This is a genomic window from Palleronia marisminoris, assembly GCF_900172315.1.
GTDB classification, from domain to species: Bacteria; Pseudomonadota; Alphaproteobacteria; order Rhodobacterales; family Rhodobacteraceae; genus Palleronia; species Palleronia marisminoris.
On the sequence record NZ_FWFV01000003.1, the window covers coordinates 216,555 to 232,095 of the forward strand.

The 15,541-nt window shown below is 56.7% G+C and carries 13 protein-coding genes; 7 read left to right on the top strand and 6 right to left on the bottom strand.

Features of this window, described 5'->3' with window-relative positions:
- Positions 1–349: 349 nt before the first annotated feature.
- A complete protein-coding gene (locus PAM7066_RS07305; protein WP_085853489.1) occupies positions 350–1,942 on the top strand; it encodes a tyrosine-type recombinase/integrase in 1,593 nt (530 codons plus the stop codon).
- Between the two features lie 66 nt (positions 1,943–2,008).
- Here the strand turns inward: PAM7066_RS07305 and PAM7066_RS07310 are convergent, their stop codons facing one another.
- Positions 2,009–2,200, bottom strand: coding sequence for a hypothetical protein (locus PAM7066_RS07310; protein WP_139214961.1), 192 nt, complete (start codon positions 2,198–2,200; stop codon positions 2,009–2,011).
- Between the two features lie 286 nt (positions 2,201–2,486).
- Here PAM7066_RS07310 and PAM7066_RS07315 point away from each other — a divergent pair, with 286 nt between their 5' ends.
- From PAM7066_RS07315 to PAM7066_RS07340, 5 genes are all read left to right on the top strand, one after another.
- Entirely contained in the window at positions 2,487–3,020 is a 534-nt protein-coding gene (locus tag PAM7066_RS07315; protein WP_085853491.1) for a hypothetical protein, read from the top strand.
- A complete protein-coding gene (locus tag PAM7066_RS07320; protein WP_085853492.1) occupies positions 3,020–3,469 on the top strand; it encodes a hypothetical protein in 450 nt (149 codons plus the stop codon). Before PAM7066_RS07315 ends, PAM7066_RS07320 begins: the two co-directional genes overlap by 1 nt.
- 23 nt (positions 3,470–3,492) lie before the next feature.
- The gene (locus PAM7066_RS07325) at positions 3,493–3,792 is read left to right on the top strand and encodes a hypothetical protein (RefSeq protein WP_085853493.1); all 300 of its coding nucleotides are present in this window, start codon (positions 3,493–3,495) and stop codon (positions 3,790–3,792) included.
- A 291-nt stretch (positions 3,793–4,083) separates the two neighbouring features.
- A complete protein-coding gene (locus PAM7066_RS18900; protein WP_175484592.1) occupies positions 4,084–4,257 on the top strand; it encodes a hypothetical protein in 174 nt (57 codons plus the stop codon).
- Between the two features lie 345 nt (positions 4,258–4,602).
- Positions 4,603–7,707 (top strand): primase-helicase family protein, encoded by a 3,105-nt coding sequence (locus PAM7066_RS07340; protein ID WP_085853496.1) that lies wholly within the window; start codon positions 4,603–4,605, stop codon positions 7,705–7,707.
- A 354-nt stretch (positions 7,708–8,061) separates the two neighbouring features.
- On the opposite strand, the gene PAM7066_RS07345 is transcribed toward PAM7066_RS07340, so the two are convergent.
- Complete coding sequence (locus tag PAM7066_RS07345) at positions 8,062–8,820, bottom strand: hypothetical protein (RefSeq protein WP_139214962.1); 759 nt, start codon at positions 8,818–8,820, stop codon at positions 8,062–8,064.
- A gap of 4 nt (positions 8,821–8,824) precedes the next feature.
- A complete protein-coding gene (locus tag PAM7066_RS07350; protein WP_085853498.1) occupies positions 8,825–9,607 on the bottom strand; it encodes a hypothetical protein in 783 nt (260 codons plus the stop codon).
- 529 nt (positions 9,608–10,136) lie between these two features.
- On the opposite strand from PAM7066_RS07350, the gene PAM7066_RS07355 reads away from it, so the two are divergent.
- A complete protein-coding gene (locus PAM7066_RS07355; protein WP_085853499.1) occupies positions 10,137–10,703 on the top strand; it encodes a recombinase family protein in 567 nt (188 codons plus the stop codon).
- 1,404 nt (positions 10,704–12,107) lie between these two features.
- Here PAM7066_RS07355 and PAM7066_RS07360 read toward each other — a convergent pair.
- The 3 genes from PAM7066_RS07360 to PAM7066_RS07365 form a co-directional block, all read right to left on the bottom strand.
- Positions 12,108–13,667: an alpha/beta hydrolase gene (locus PAM7066_RS07360; protein ID WP_175484593.1), complete on the bottom strand. Its 1,560-nt coding sequence runs from the start codon at positions 13,665–13,667 to the stop codon at positions 12,108–12,110.
- A 397-nt stretch (positions 13,668–14,064) separates the two neighbouring features.
- Positions 14,065–14,880: a hypothetical protein gene (locus tag PAM7066_RS18570; protein ID WP_139214963.1), complete on the bottom strand. Its 816-nt coding sequence runs from the start codon at positions 14,878–14,880 to the stop codon at positions 14,065–14,067.
- Positions 14,877–15,221 carry a hypothetical protein gene (locus tag PAM7066_RS07365; protein WP_085853501.1) on the bottom strand — a complete coding sequence of 115 codons (345 nt, stop codon included), beginning with the start codon at positions 15,219–15,221 and terminating at the stop codon, positions 14,877–14,879. Before PAM7066_RS07365 ends, PAM7066_RS18570 begins: the two co-directional genes overlap by 4 nt.
- Positions 15,222–15,541: the final 320 nt, after the last annotated feature.

The window sequence follows — 15,541 nt, forward strand, 5'->3', positions numbered from 1 at the left end:
GTCGAGGCCGGACATGTGGACGACGATGGGCCCGCAAAGATGTCGGCGACGCCAATGCCATTCTCAAGAGGGTGCTTCAGCAGACAGATCGCATCTATCGGGCAAAAGTCCCGGAGCTCCTGGCTCGGAGAATATCCAGCGCAATCAAGGGGTGGGACAGCTTGTTGGCGGAGGAGGTGGGATTCAGACTACCGTGTCACCCTTTCGCCACACTCCGATAGTACACCACTCATCCCAACTGTCTGATAAGGTTATATTCTATTTCCTTGCGCCGCGCATCACGCGCATTTAACGCTGCTGCTTGTGTCCAACAAGTTATCCAATAAGGACACCAACAAGGGGGCGGAGAATGACGTTTCGACCACGGCGCGGGAACTATGTCCGCGAGCACCGGGGACGGTATTATTACCGCCGCGCGATCCCTCAGAAGGTCCGCCATCTGTTCGCGGAAAAGACCGAATGGGTGATCCCGCTGGAAGGTCGCAGCGATACTGAGCGATCCACTGAGGCGCAGGCCATCGCGCACAGACATAATCGGCAGATCGAGTTCGCGGACGCGCCGATGTTGGAAGAGCTTCCCCGCACCGACGAAGCGGGAAGCTCGCCGTCAAATCCTGCAGAAGCCGTGATGTACGACCTTTACCCGCAAGGCCTTCCCCCCGGTGCCGCAACACCGACTCCCCTGTCAGTCTATCGGGATGGCCAGCGCCACGAGGTGTACAAAGTCGCCATCACCGAGTTGCCGCAAGTACGCCGCCGCCTCGAAGGCGAGGGTTACTTCGTCATGTCGATTGCGGAAATGGAAGAGCAAGCAGAGCTAGCGGCACTATGGAACGGCCTGCCAACTGCGAAGGACGAAACCGCGCGCGAACTGTCCGAATTGAAGATTGAGAAGCGTGAAACAGTAATCGATGCACTAGCCCACGTCAGTGGGCACACGGTTACGTCGATTCTTGACGATTGGCGGCGGCAGGAGAAGCAAGCACACACAACGTGGAAGAAGCATGTCCAGTACGTGAACGAGTTCGCCAAGTTGCACGGCGACTTGGCGCTACAGGACGTGACCAAGCGCCACGTGGTCGAGTACGTCGCGTATGCGCAAGGTTTGACCTACCAAGGCAAACCGCTGTCGCCCGCGTCAGTAAGAAAGCGGCTGGATAGCGTCCGGGCACTTCTGGGCTACGCCGTGTCGGCTGATATCATCGATGCCAACCCTGCCACCGGGGTGAGGCCGCCGAAAGACACACGCCCGAAAACGTCACGAAGCTACGCAAGCTTCGAACCGGCTGAAGTCCGTAAGCTGGTGGACGTCGCGTCAGAGCTATGGAGCAAGCGACGCGACAAGCGCCCCGGACGCGCCCGCGACCTGACCACGGCACTGCAGGTACTCGTTTGGAGTGGGGCGAGGCCAGAAGAAATCGCTCAGGCTCGCAGGAGTGACGTCGATCTAGCGCGGGGCGTCATTCGCATAACGAACGACGAGTCCGACGACGACGCCCGACCCCGGCTTACGAAGAACGAACACAGCATCCGTGAAGTGCCGATACATCCCCGGCTGACGCCGGTCCTGACCCAACACCTACGCTCGCACAATGGCCCCCTACTCTTCCCGTCGTTTGAGCCTGAGGCCACCCCTGCCGAACTGGAAGAGGCGGAGCGCACAGGGGTTCTAGAGGTGAAGGGACGCTATGCCCGCCCTATCAGCCGGGAGTGGACAGACAACTTGCGCGAGCGGATCACGGACGACCCCCGCAAGGTCCTGTACAGTCTGCGTCACTCGTGGAGTGCGGAGTCCCGCCGTACTGGCATGCCCGAACATGTTCGGAATGCCATCATGGGCCATGCAGACGACAACCCGCATGCGGGTCGATACGGCGGCGATGCGGATTGGACGGAAGAGAAGCGGAAGCACGTCGAGCGGATGAATTGCCTACACGATTGAGGCTCGCCGTTCCTGATCCGATGGAGGCCCGCGTTTAGCGGGCCTCTTCGTAGCGGTCGCCCCCCGTTAGGAGGCCTCTGCCTCAATCTCCACCCCGGGAAACAGGATCACGTTCCCTTGGTCTGCCGCGTCCAGCATCGCCGTTACGTGGTCCTGCAGGCGGGCGAGCGCGCCTAGCAATCCATGCAGATCGTCGCGGGATTCAGCGGCTTCTGCCTTCGCAAGGTAGTCATGCGAGTCGAGTATTAGCTTAATCATTCTGGGTGTCTCCATCATTGTCCCGAGAATCATCGATAGCGGTAAAATTCTGCCCTGTCGTCGTAAGAGTTCCTGACCTCCTGAAGGCAGAATGTCTGTCATCGGTACCCGGAAATGCGCGCCACGCTCAATAACCGGTTTCCCGCCGTGCATTCGGTGACCGTTATGAGCCACGACTTGACTTTAGACAATCAGTCAGGCACTATCCAGAAATAAGCCATTGATAAAGAACCCGGGGGGTTCCTGTCGATTGGCTATCATCCATACCGTCAAAGGAGATTAGCCAATGCTTTGGCTGTCCAAGAAAAACATCGTGGCCGTTACTGGTCGGTCAAAGTCCACGGTCGACAGCCGCTTGGCTGGGCTGAGCTTCCAGAAATACGGAAATAACCAGAATACCTATGAGCTTTCCCAGTGCTTGGCCCGACTTCGCCCCGACGAGGTAACGCCGGAACTCTACGCAGCCGCGCGAGACGATGGCGATGATCTACACGTAGGCGAGCGCCCCGTACGCACGGCGGCATTACTCGACCGTTGGTTTACTCGGGACATCGCGAGCCGTGCCCAGCGGATTCGTAATTGGTTCACTGCGCGGTGTTCGGGCGTCTCGGAAAGCAACGTCATTATCGAGCACTTGCCCCGGCTGCAGTACATCGCCCCGCTACACCCCACCGCCCTGCAGTGGGTCACCTGCGGCGACCACGAACACCTCCCGGATTTTGAATGGGTAGTCCCGTTCGCAATCGCCAACGTCAAGCATGACCCCGACTGGAATCGCCTCTTCGACCCTTCCGATATCAACCAAATGGAGAATGCATAATGTCTTACACCCTCACAGCCGTAGAGAGATCGCGTCTGGACGCCGCCGTAGATCGCGTCATGGCTCACTGCAGGGCGCAGAATTGGACCGTGGACCGCTCTGAGGTGGAGCAACTCCCCTCTGTCCGCATCTTTGCGCTTAGCCCCTCTGCAGGATTTACGGGCTGGGAATCGGAGGTTCGCGGGATCGGAACGGTAGCGGCGTCGATCCGCAATTCCGAGACGGTCGCGGCGATCCAGAGCGGCGAGAGCGAAGGGCGGGACGTCCTCGCCGGAATGAACGCTGAGCAACGGATCAATTTTGCCCGCGCCAATTCCCTCGACGGCACCCGCAAGGAAAGCAAGCCGAAGCTATCGGCGGAAGAATCCAAGGCGGCGCTTCAGCAGATTTGGCGCATGCCGAATGGCGCTGAAAGGCTGAACATGGCCAGAAAGATGGGCGTCGCCTAAAACAAGAGAGGAAAGGAAAACCAATGTCCTATCGATCAGTAGCAGAATCGGCGTTGCGCATGGCGGAGGGCCAAGGCCATTCGCTGGCCGCCGAGCTTGATTTTTGTGATTACTCCCGGGCAGTCCGCCGCGAGGTAGAGCGCGAGGTTGAAAACATCTTGTCGGAACGCCGAGCTGAAGAGAAAGCCGCCGAGAAGAAAAAGAAAGAGAAGGAAGGCCCGGGAGTCCTGCACTTTCCAGCGCCCCCGACCGTCCGCATGTCGCCGGAAAAGGCCCGCGCAATGCGCGCCGCCGATGACAGACTCCGTAGGGCTGGCGAATGAGCAGGGGCGAGACGTTCCGGGAACATGATCGCCGGGTGCGCCGGAAGGTTGAGAAGGACCGCCGATGGAGGAAGGCTCTAAAAATCCGACAAGGATGGGACGAGTCCCGCTTCGCTGAGGAAGAGCGCCAGATACAGGAGCAAATCAAACAAATGCTAGAGAGAAAGAACAAGGAAAATGACTACAAGCACGCCGCGTGAAGACGCGATTGAACTGACCTCCCGACTACTGGGAACCTTGGCTAAAGCCATGCGGAGCCGGGGAATCTCATTCGACCATATCGCAGGGCTAATGGGATCGGATAAGATGGCGCGCGAGGCCCTCGTCAGAGGGCAGTGGTTCCCGTCTCCCGACGTGCCCGGCACCTACTTGGCGCGGAAGGGGTCGGGCAAGCTGGCCGAGCTGGTGCCGGTGGAGACGCTCGCCGTCATCGGGGACATCGTACAAGACTGTATGCCTGCGTAAGGGCGAACATGAGCAGAAATAATAATCTACATTAGTACTTTTCATGATTCCGCTAACGGTTCAACATGATGTGCCGAAGGCAGTACGCCGACACCACATAACGACGCGATGCAAGTAAGCAATGTGCGCCATGCGCATTTCTACCATATTATCGCTTGACTGTTCGTGATCGTTGTGAATGGCGCGCTGGACACAGCGGCCCTGAGTCGCCTATGGCATACCCACGAACGAACAGAGGCCCCCGCGTTGGCACCGCGACGGCCTCTTTGATCGAGCAACACAGCCTTACGGCTGATGCTCACTAACTAGCACAGGATGCGCGTGAGCGCAAGGAATCGAGCAACAATGACTAACGCTGAACACGTAACCGCTCCCGAGGCGGAGCATGAAATTGATCCGAACTGCCCTTTCATCAGGGCCAGCGGTGGACTGCATGAGGACGACGATCCCGACGATACCGGCGACCGTGAGCGGAATGGGTCCGGCAGCATGCTTTGGCTATACGACCGCTCGGAGTCTGACAACGTCATCAAGTTGAGCCGCCCCACGATCTCGAACATCGGCAGCGCCACCGTGGTCGGCGATCTTGACGCGCCTAACGCTTCTACGCTCCTGAGTACCACGGCATGTGTTTCCACGGCGGTGAACGCACCTCGCGTGTCCGGCGACCGCTGGGGCGCGAAGGAAGGCTTGTGGGGCGACTTGCTCCACAAGTTCCTGATCGACCACCCTGAGCAGCCGGACAAGGGCGGCAACGCGATCTGCTTCTCTGAGGGGCAGCTTGCGCGGACGATCAACCGCGAGAGGCAGCTCTTCAAGGTCGAGAAGAAGATGATCCGCATCCTTGCGCTGACGGCGGATATCGACGGCGGGTGTCGGGCCGAAGAGGTGATCCAGACCATTCGGGCGCGTGGTATCTTCGCCGTCGTTTACACGACCCATTCGCACACCGTGAAGGGCGGGCCGGGCAGCGACCGGTTCCGGATTATCATGCCGCTCGCCGAGCCTTTCGAGCTGGGCAAGCGCGAAGACGATCCGAAGGCGTGGGATTACCGGCTTGCCCAGTGGAAGGCGCACTATTTCGGCTTCCTCGAAACGATCATCCCCGAGGGCGGAGAGATCGACTCACGCGGCGCGATGCCGTCCCAGATGATGTACGCCCCGGCGCGTCCGAGCGGAGCGGCCTACAAGCACTACATCCTTGCGGGGCGCGGTTTGTCGATTGATGACATGCCCGAGGGAGACCCGGCGAAGTACCGGAAGGCTGGGCCGTCCGGTGGTCCCCGTCAGGGAGCGGCGTCGAAAGTCACGAAGTCGCCGTTCCTGTCGGACGGGTTCAACCTTCTGGCGTGGCACAGTGACTACGGCGACGTGTTCGACCTGCGCATGTTCCTCGAAATGGTCGGATGGGACGTGCGCAACGGTGCAGGCGATTGGTACACGATTCAGTGCCCGAACGCAGCCGCCCACACCACCGAGTCCGATGAAGCTTATGCCCTTGACGGCCCGGACGCTGAGAATGGCGCAGTGATCCATTGCTTCCATGACAACTGCAACGGCGTCAGAACGTGCGACTTCCTCAGGATGCTGGAAGCGGATGCTTGCCTGCCCGACGGATACGACGCCCTGTCTCACCTCTTGTGCGACGAGATGTTCTACCCGGATGATATGGCGCCCGCCGTTTATGATCACGGCGTCATGCGCCCGGTGGTGAAGCTGCGCACGGCGAAGGACGTAGAGCGGGCGTTCGAGCTTGTCGGTGAACTGGACGATGATGCCATTGCGTCGCTGTATGCAGGCGTGATCTGGGCCAAGAACAAGGAAAGCGCGAAGCAGAAGCTAGACGAGCTTGTCGGCGGCACCAAGAAGGACCGGGATAGCTACCGCAAGGCGGGGGAGAGCTACCTTTCGGACTGGCAGGCGAAGGAAGAGATAACGCAGGGGACGGAAGCCGCAGCGGACTTTGTGCTTTCTCTTGATCCGTCTGATCCCCTCGGAGGAACGCCGGAGCAGAAGCTTGAAACGCTCAGCGCACGCTTTTCGATCTCCAACTACAAGGGGAAGGTTCTGGTATTCCGAAACGTGGGCCGGATCGCCTTGGAAGCAGGTGACGACTTGCTTGAGTTCTGGACGAAGGACGCGCTGAAGCAGTTCTACGCTCACGAAAGCTGGCCCGAGGGGGAGGGTCGTGACTTTAAGTGGGTGAATCCGGTGGACCGCTGGTGGGGGGAGGCGAAGCGGCATACCCGGGTCGTCTTCGATCCATCCGAGCCTGAGCACACGAACGATATTAACCTTTTTGACTCGAGTCGTTTTAGTCTGGAACCAGCGGAAGGGGATACTTCGCCGATCACGTGGTTTATCAAGAACATCATCTGCGATGGAAACGAGGAAGCTTATAAGTGGCTGATCCTTTACCTTGCCCACATGGTTCAGCGTCCTTGGGAGCGACCCGGAACCGCAATTGTGCTGTATGGCGACGGGCGTAGCGGCAAGGGAACTTTTGGCGAAATTGTCCGCCGCCTCACCTATCCCTACAATACTACGCTGATCGACCCGAACCACGTGGTCGGCACGTTTGCTGGCCCCGCTTTGGCAACCTCTTTGGCAGTGATTTCCGAAGAGGCGGTGTTTGGGAAGAGCGCGGAAGTCGCTGATCGTCTTAAGGGAATGATCACCCTTGAAAAGCAGCGGGTCGAAGCGAAGGGCGTGCAGTCTATCGTGGTTGCCGTCTACTACCGGATGTTCTTCGACAGCAACCATGATGTGCCTGTCCGGATCGAGGGCAATAATAGCGAAATGCGCTTCGAGGTCCTCAAGGTATCGAGTGCCAAGATGGGTGACAAAGAGTACTTCAAGGAACTGTATGGCCATATCAATGGCCTCGCTATGCAAGCGTTTCTGAAGGAGCTAGAAGAATATGATCCGGCTGTAGACAACCTCGAATGGGATGACGTTCGGCTCGCCCCTGAGACTGTGCACCGCAAGCGGATGTGGGCCGAGGGGCTTAACGCCTCCGATAAGGCGTTCATGGACATGCTGGAAGACGGAGAGTTCCTTTGGAAGGACGGAAGCGATAATTTCCGGGTAGTGCTGTCGGAGGACGGGGAGAACCGCCTTCCAGCGCGCCCGCTGGACGACTTCGTAAGAAGCTTCGCCAGTCGCTACGAAAGCGATTCCCGCCCCGCCATCGCTGTCTGGAAGCGGCTTTTCCGGGAAGATCTGGCTAAGCCCAAGACGGCACGTTTGACCGTTGAAAGGCGAGTCATCAATGAAGGCTCCCAGCACGTGGGAACGGGTGAAACCGCGCAACTCGATTGGCAGCCCGTTGGCTTGAATACGTCGATGTACCACTTTCAGGGACTGAGCACGATCCGCGCTGCCCTTCGCGATAGGACCGGTCAGGAACTGGATGGGCTAGCAGAGCAGGCGACGGACGAGGCGGCTTAGGTCGCTGGCGTGAGAACGATCAAGAGGGGCCGCGTTAGCGGCCCTTTCTGTTGTGGCTGTTGCAGCGTCACTTTTTCTAAGATGTTGTTTTCTCTTCTTTGTTGTAGATGTTGTTGTGTTGCGGCCCGGAGCGTGGTCGGGAGCATTCCAGCGCGCGCACACTCCGGAGGAGGGATGCGCGCAAATGGCTTTGGTCTTGGTTCTATTCTTTTCAACAACAACAACATTTACAACAAAAGCAATCTGAAGCAGCACACCGCCGCAGGACCGGTCTTGCTATGTGGCACACTGCCGACCCATCACCGCACTGCGCGCCCCCGTCAGGGGGCTGCGAGCGCCTTCACCGGCGTCCAGTCAAACCGGCTGCGCCTCTTGCCATGCACTTTCGTAGATGCCAATCTTTGTCGGCGCGATGCCCGGCTGAAGCGGCACTAGGTAAGTAGGCTTTTTGCCAGCGTCCTTTATTGAGCCGCCAACAATCCAACAATCAGCGCCGTCCACGATCACGAGCCTATCATGTAAATCACGGCTCTTCCGCAGCTCAGGCTTCACCCCGTATTGAGATTCAAATGTTCGAGCGTGACCGGCAAGGTCCATGGAGTACTTACTGCAAAGAACCCTTATAGAACAGTTGCCGCCGAGCGGTCCGAGGTAAGTATCGAAGGAAACGCCGTCGAAATACGGATCAACGACGAACACTTCGCTCTGCGCGCCTAAGATGATCTCTTTCAGGTCCCGGAGGAAATCGTATTGCTGCTGGGCCTGATAGACTTGGCCAATCTCTTCGTGCCCATCAAGCTCTAGCTCAAGCCTGATTTCCTCTGCTGCGGCCAAGAGCTTCTGACGAAAGGACTCTCGTGAAGCTCTCCAAAACTGGACGGACGTCCCCCGGCTGCTCTTGAATGCTATTTCATGCTCTAGTCCCGTCCTTGCGAGAAGCGCACCGATCCGCGCAATCCACCGTTGCTGCGGAGAGCTAGCATCTGCAACATATCTGTCGCCGAAGGATGGTGCTGTTTCGAATTCGTGCAATAGCTTCATCAACAGGATTTGGCGCTCTGCGGAACCATCTCCCATTAGCCTTTTCTGCAAGCGATTTAATTGATTATCCATGGCCTTACTCAACTAAAGTTGCTGCTGGGGGTTCGTCAGCCTCTGTAGGGACCGGCACCTCCCGCTGGCTCGTCACTTCCTGCGTGAGCGCCTCGATACTTTCGCGCAGGGCTTCAGCTTCACGGTCAGGGGTCATCAGCGGGACCAGTATGGTCGCGATAAGCGTCAGTAAAGAAATGATGACCGCAGCGCCCGCCATCCAGATACCTCTCTTCGAGGTAACATCATTCGACGCAGCAGCAGCTTGAAAATCCCTGAGAAACCTCCCCGCGAGTTCCTGTAGCGTAAGCTGCGTGGTCACATTCTCACGCAAAACGCCCTCAATCTGTTCCAGACGCTGGTTCGTCTCCTCGAAAGGAGGCGTGAAGTTCGCGTGAAGGTCCGGAAAATCGATCTGCGGGGGGTCGGGTGGTCGGGGATATAGGCGCGCTTTCTGTCCAGACAGGTCACCCAACACATTGTCAACGTCTGCCGAGAAGTCAGGTGCCCAGTTCGCTTTCGCCAGCGCGTCCTGAAGCGCCTCTCTAGCGGCTCTAGACGTGATGTCCTCTTCAGCCAAGCTGTTGCGCTCACGTTCCCACGATAGCCCCTCAGCCATCGCCCTTGCTACATCCGGATCGTCCCAGCCCATTACCCCAGAAACCTGCGCGCGGTTCTCGTCTATTGCTTCCTGCATGGCGTCAATCTCTGCCGCCAAATCTTCAGGCATCGGATCCGCCGCCGACCTCGCATAGGCGGGTTGCTCGTCGTCGGCGTCGTCGCCCTTGCCTCTGTTAGTATCGTCCATCAACGCCCCTCTATCTGTTGCCGTAGGAGTATCCGTTAGAGGACGGGGCACCACAACCGAGGCGGTGCAAGATCGGCACCACAGCGGCCACCGACGAGGCGCTATGTAACTAAACCGATTGGTTCACTTTTGTTGCCTATATGTAAACGAAGTTGATTTAGCTATCCCGTGGGCGAAATCCGGCGAAAGGGTCGGCTTCGGCATCCCACCCTAGTCTGATATCCACGAACCCCTTCGCGCCGCAGACACGGCACCGCATCCGGTGCAGATCAGCACGACCCGGCAAGTCGGGTATGTCACCACGTCTCTCGCCCACGTGGCCACAGGGACAGTAGATGTAGAGCACGTTCACCATGCGTTCTTTTCGCGCCACAAGACCGGCGCGGCAAGGCATTTCGAACCTGTCCGGATTGAGTAAACTCGCGCCAGACACCGAAAAAGCGCCTAAATGTGTACGATTAGAGTTGCGAATCATGGTTATCGTACGGTACCAATTTATCAGACACCTTATCTGACATATGGAGGCAACATGGCCCACATCGGGTACGCGAGAGTCTCAAGCCGGACTCAGGACCTCACTATTCAGACCACCGCCCTGACGGGCGCGGGTTGTGAGAAGATATTCGCGGAAAAGATCAGCGGCACCCGCACCGATGGGCGGAAGGAACTAAGCCGCATGCTCGACTACGTCCGCGAAGGTGACGTGCTCGTCTGTACCAAGCTCGACCGCCTCGCGAGGTCGCTTCCTGACCTGCTCAAGATCACTGAAACCCTTGAACAGAAGGGCGTGCAGCTCCGCTGTCTGGATCAGGCGATAGACACGACCACCCCCGAGGGGCGTATGACGTATCAGATTCTTGGAGCTGTTGCCGAGTTTGAAACGTCCATCCGGAAGGCTCGCCAGCGTGAAGGTATCGACGCCGCGCTGGCCAAGGGCGACGACTCGCCATTCAAGGGACGTCCGCCTAGCATCAAGCCGGAAGAGGTCGCCGCAGCGGTCGAGAAGCACGGCAACAAGGCCGCAGCAGCCCGGGCGCTGGGTATCAGTAGGGATAGCGTGTACCGCATCCTACGGGAGGCACAGACGACCCCCTAACGGGGGCACCACCCCGACCCGGGAACGCCACCACCACACCAGCTCGCCCTGACACCGACACAGGACCGTACAGGACCGCTGAAGGCCTGCGTCAGCAGGCCCACCATTGCCGACACGGACTTGCCCGTCTCTGCCCCGCTCTGAGCCTGTACGGCATTAACTGGATTCTGTTAATTTACCGCCGAAATCCACTGCAAGCCGGGATTCCATCTACATCGGCGGAGACAGGGACTCGGGAGAGTCAGTCGATGCGCGCGTTAGCGGTCGATGGTATCATCATTGTAGGCGGAAACCAAGAAAACCCCTATAAATCCATGGGCTGGGACCCAGACCAGAGTACCCGGGTGGGGCCGGGATTCGGCCCAGTGGCCTCAAGCATAGACGGGAGCAACTCGCAAAAAATAGTTGCACTGACGCATTCCCGAAAGTTGCAATCAGGTTGCAATCCCAAAGGAAAACCATGTTTCCGACAGAAAGGGGGTATCCCCTTCTCGATTCTCAAGTCGCCGCACAAAAAATTCAAAATTTGGCAGAATTTCCTACCGGAGAATCGGCTAGATAGCGGGTATCTGTAGGCGAGTCTCATTGGATTCCTGCCAATTATCAATAGCGGATACCATCTGTGACCCGTTTAGGGCAGAATTATTGACACAAGTTCTTGATTGTGAGACTATATCGTAGGGAGCTGGTCACTCCCTCAGTCCTCGTCGCGCCTCTTGTTATCCTTTCCGGGGAGGCGCGGGTAGTGCGAACCGGGTGTGTTGCCATTCTCGGAACCGCATTTGTGGGGGCGGCGTGCTTTCCTAGCGGCGCCCCCATTCATCTGACCGCCCTCATTAAGAAACCGGGCAGAGTAGATGATAGCCGTCGCACATTTCCTACGCGTCGAAATCGATGCAGCAGCCGCGAAGCATGGCGCCATTGCCTTTGCGGGCGTCGTGACGTCGCGAACGACTGCGGCCAAAGTCCTAGAACGCGATATGGATGCACTCTCGAGCAATTCTTCGGCTTGTAAACCACCTGCACGAAGGAGACGACCATCACTACCGCCAGCATCACCGCGACCAGCTCGGCGTCTCGTCGCACGAAACCTTAGGTGAAAACCCTTATCCGGGGGAAAAATTTATCCGATGACGCTGATGAAGTCGCAAAGCCACGACAGAGATTGGAGCGAGACCCCGCAGCCCAAGGGCAGTAGATACGACCTGCGCTGCGCGCAAGATAAACGAGAAAATCGACCGCAGTACTTGCTCAAGCTTAGGCCCAAGTTAGCTCCTACACCCTCGCGGACGTTGATTCACGCCCACTAAGAAAATCATCTAAATCTACTGCTCCGGATTGCGCGCTGCGCACTTTGCGGAGGCACCCTACCACCCAGTGAAGCTCATACGCTTCGAAAACTGATTAGTTTTTAATCCGCCAAAACTTGGATGTACCCTCGGACATAGCCACAAGAGCATGGCGCTCTTCCGGAGCCAGATTCCGTTTCAATATCGAGTAGATGTCAGTGAGCACCACACGGCTACTTGATAAGTATCCATGTGCGAACCCCCCTAGCTCTAGATCGTTTACTAGAACGGTATCCATCCCCTTCAGTACGAAAGTGGGAGGCGTGATCCCAACTCTGGGGTAGCCGTGAAGCCATCCAGAGGCTTTCAAAGCGTCGTCCATGTCAGAAACATACGATGTGACTCGCTTGCAGTGCTTGACTGCGTATTTTCCTTGATGCGGCATTATGGCAGTATCAACGTCGGCTGCGGCCATGACGACCTGATTTATCTTTTTCAAAGTCGAGGTTTTCCCGTTCGCCAAAACTTCAAGAGCACCGATTAGACACCTACATCCCATACTGTGAGCTATTACGTTCAGTCGGCCGGTGGCAGACTGTTCCGCAGCCTCGCCGATGAACTCCGCCAGATGATATTTGCTGGCTTCAGCAGAGGCTTCGTCCACGGTATACTTGAAAGGACTTCCCTTAGAAGGCCAGCTAAACAGTCCCATCCCCTGCCCGAGCCCCAGATCATATCCAATTTGAGCTGATCGCAGGACAGCTTCTTCAAAGTCGGTGTTGAACCCATGAATGAAAATCGTGAGGTGTGTGCGATCTTTCATGGATCTTGCAGTATCTCGGACGTAACGCCAGAAGAGATCGGCATCGAGGGAAATCAGGTGATCAAGGCGCAATCGGTCATCCTGCCTATTGATCAGCCTTTTCCACAAGGGTGAGCCCAGCGAGCCGATCCTATGCCCCTCTGGAACGATAACCTCGCAAACCCCATGAGAAATCTCCTTCGCAAGCTCACCCCCAAATCCAGTCAACTCACCTCTATTATAGAGTGGCCCTCTGTTCGTCGCGAAAAAAACGTCGTATCGATTCTTTCTGGTTTTCTTTACCGTGGATCCTTGCGGTTTCATCTCCCTAAACGTGCTAGTATCCCGGTCTCGGCCACTAATCACCTCTCGCGACAGGTAGTCGCTCCGGCTCGCGAATACATCTGCTCGCTGCGCCCGCAAACCTTGGATCTCACTCTCCGAAGCTTGAATCGAAATTATGATCGCGCCCCCAACATCGGCACCGTCTAGCCGCAACCCAATCATGACTGTGTTCTCGAACAAACTATTTCGGAAGAACGAATTTTCGGCGTTCGCCCCGCGAAGGTTAGCGTCTTTGAAATCGGCCTCGGAAAAATTCGAAAGAGATAAATTAGATTCGGCCATATCGGCGCCACCAAACTTGGCCTTGTAAAAATTCAGGCCAGAAAGGTTCGCCCTCGAAAGGTTTGCCCCGGAGAGGTCAATCCCCTCGAAGTATCTAGACGTTTTTGGGGAGTCCCTAAAGTCGGGGGGGAGGTAGGCGAAAAAATTTAGCCCCGATAGGTCCGGTGAAAATTCAATCTTCTTCCTCCTGTAGTTCCACTTTTTCACTCCTTCCCTCAGCCACATTGCGTGGTCGTCGTTGGCCATTGATAGTTCCCACTTATGGTACGCCAGAACACCCTTCTCTTCATTGAAAGCTAAGCACAAGCCCCGCATCATTGTCGATAATTTTGTTCATGTTTGGTAGGATGTAATCTACGACCTACAGCCAGCTGCTAGTCCGGGTATGATTAGCTCGGCCATGGCGCTCGGTCGGCGCCACAGAAGCTACTGCCGCCCGGGTAGGGCAACTGCCCAGCAACAAGGACTACGGAAGCATCGCCGTTTGGCGCGAATAGCAAGCCAGCAGCAGTCGTACCGAAATCCACCGTCGCCTACAGTACGGCTCCGAACGGGGCCGCGATGTCTGGCTAAGTGAGATGCGCCTTGTTATCCACAATCTCGCCGCCTCGGCGTAAGTCTTCGACAGCTTGTCAACTTCCCATCAATCATCCTGCCTTGGGAGTAGACTCTTTGTTGTGAAGCCAATCCAATTACATGAAGTATCAAACTGGTTATACCCATTTGCGCCTGACTTCGCGAAGAACGCGACCCACCGCCCATTCGGGTTAAACATGTTAAAGTTATCACCCGCCGGCACACAGAATCCTACGAAGTTCGCGTCAGGGTCAAATTGCAATGAGACCTTTTCCCCCGCGCGCACAAAAAATCCTTCGGGACGTGCATCCAAGTTATATAAGAACGCGCCATTCCACGCACTGTTTCTCGCCGGATTGATCAGAGAATTTTTATTTGGGTCCAGCATGCTATTGCGGAGCGGATCGATCATCATGTTCCGATTAGGATCAATCATCATGTTGCGGCGCGGATCAATCATCGTATTTCTGCGCGGGTCGATTATCATATTCCGGTTTGGATCGATCATCATGTTCCGCTTCGGATCAATTATCGAGTTTTGTCGCGGATTGATCATCCTATTTTTCCGGGGATCAAGATTAGGGGACACTGCGCGGAATCCGGCCGCTGAGTGACCTGTTCGACTATTCTGGCGAACCGCTAGGTCTACTAAGAGCGCATATTCACCATCTTTGTTGCTCCCGAAAGAGAGAAAGACCCTTAGATCGCCCTGTTTGATCACGTGTAAGTTCCCCTCCAAACCGGAGAGTGAAGTCAGTTCTTTCTCCAGCGCAGAGCGAGATCCGTCTTTCAGTCTTTCAAGCACTGAAGCGAGAGATTGAAGCTCTTCGGAATCTAGAGTCGAAACCTTTTCGCTGAATTCAGGAGTAGCCACATATCTCATTTTAGGGCGTCCTTGATCTTCTGCATTGCGGCATCAAATTGCTCATAGTTCCCGTTGTCAATCTCCCTCTTGCTGGCTTCGATTTGCGCCGGAATCAGTTCACTGCGTGCGTATGCCATACAGTACTCGGCGTCTTGGAAGGCGCTGACGCTCGTTTCGTAGGAGTGCATATAACGGTGAAAAAGGAAGGTGAGGACGAGCACGCCCAGCAGGAGCCAAAACGAAACGGTGGAAGGGATCTCAAGCCACGCCATCCCCTCCGGTTTAGAAATCTCCGTGGCAAGCGTGCTCGTAAAAAACCCACCACAGATAGACAGTCCGAGTGAGATAAGGGTTTTCATGCTCGGGGACCGATAGATCCGCTTCCTTACCGATGAAAAGCTTGGCATCTACTCGGCTCTTGCTGCTTACGATCTTTGGTGGTCTGATCTGGCACTGGATCTAGCGGCCTCCGGCTCTTCGCTCGAATATTCTGAAGAGGGTGGGAGGCCCAAACGACCACGGGACGGCGGATCAATCAACCCACTCACACGTGGCAAGCCCACAAGCTAGAGCGCTACCTGCAGCCTGACCCGGTACGCACTTCCCGACCATGTTTCTGACCTCGCCCGGCTGCCTTGCCGGATTCGCTGGCGGGTGCCCTGCCTCTTCCCCGTCATGG

Bases quoted from the DNA above. Each gene is read 5' to 3' on its own strand.
- PAM7066_RS07345 (WP_139214962.1), bottom strand. From the start codon at position 8,820: ATGGATAATCAATTAAATCGCTTGCAGAAAAGGCTAATGGGAGATGGT.
- PAM7066_RS18570 (WP_139214963.1), bottom strand. From the start codon at position 14,880: ATGAGATATGTGGCTACTCCTGAATTCAGCGAAAAGGTTTCGACTCTA.
- PAM7066_RS07360 (WP_175484593.1), bottom strand. From the start codon at position 13,667: ATGGCCAACGACGACCACGCAATGTGGCTGAGGGAAGGAGTGAAAAAG.
- PAM7066_RS07325 (WP_085853493.1), top strand. From the start codon at position 3,493: ATGTCCTATCGATCAGTAGCAGAATCGGCGTTGCGCATGGCGGAGGGC.
- PAM7066_RS07315 (WP_085853491.1), top strand. From the start codon at position 2,487: ATGCTTTGGCTGTCCAAGAAAAACATCGTGGCCGTTACTGGTCGGTCA.
- PAM7066_RS07310 (WP_139214961.1), bottom strand. From the start codon at position 2,200: ATGATTAAGCTAATACTCGACTCGCATGACTACCTTGCGAAGGCAGAA.
- PAM7066_RS07350 (WP_085853498.1), bottom strand. From the start codon at position 9,607: ATGGACGATACTAACAGAGGCAAGGGCGACGACGCCGACGACGAGCAA.
- PAM7066_RS07365 (WP_085853501.1), bottom strand. From the start codon at position 15,221: ATGAAAACCCTTATCTCACTCGGACTGTCTATCTGTGGTGGGTTTTTT.
- PAM7066_RS07340 (WP_085853496.1), top strand. From the start codon at position 4,603: ATGACTAACGCTGAACACGTAACCGCTCCCGAGGCGGAGCATGAAATT.
- PAM7066_RS07320 (WP_085853492.1), top strand. From the start codon at position 3,020: ATGTCTTACACCCTCACAGCCGTAGAGAGATCGCGTCTGGACGCCGCC.
- PAM7066_RS07305 (WP_085853489.1), top strand. From the start codon at position 350: ATGACGTTTCGACCACGGCGCGGGAACTATGTCCGCGAGCACCGGGGA.
- PAM7066_RS18900 (WP_175484592.1), top strand. From the start codon at position 4,084: ATGGGATCGGATAAGATGGCGCGCGAGGCCCTCGTCAGAGGGCAGTGG.
- PAM7066_RS07355 (WP_085853499.1), top strand. From the start codon at position 10,137: ATGGCCCACATCGGGTACGCGAGAGTCTCAAGCCGGACTCAGGACCTC.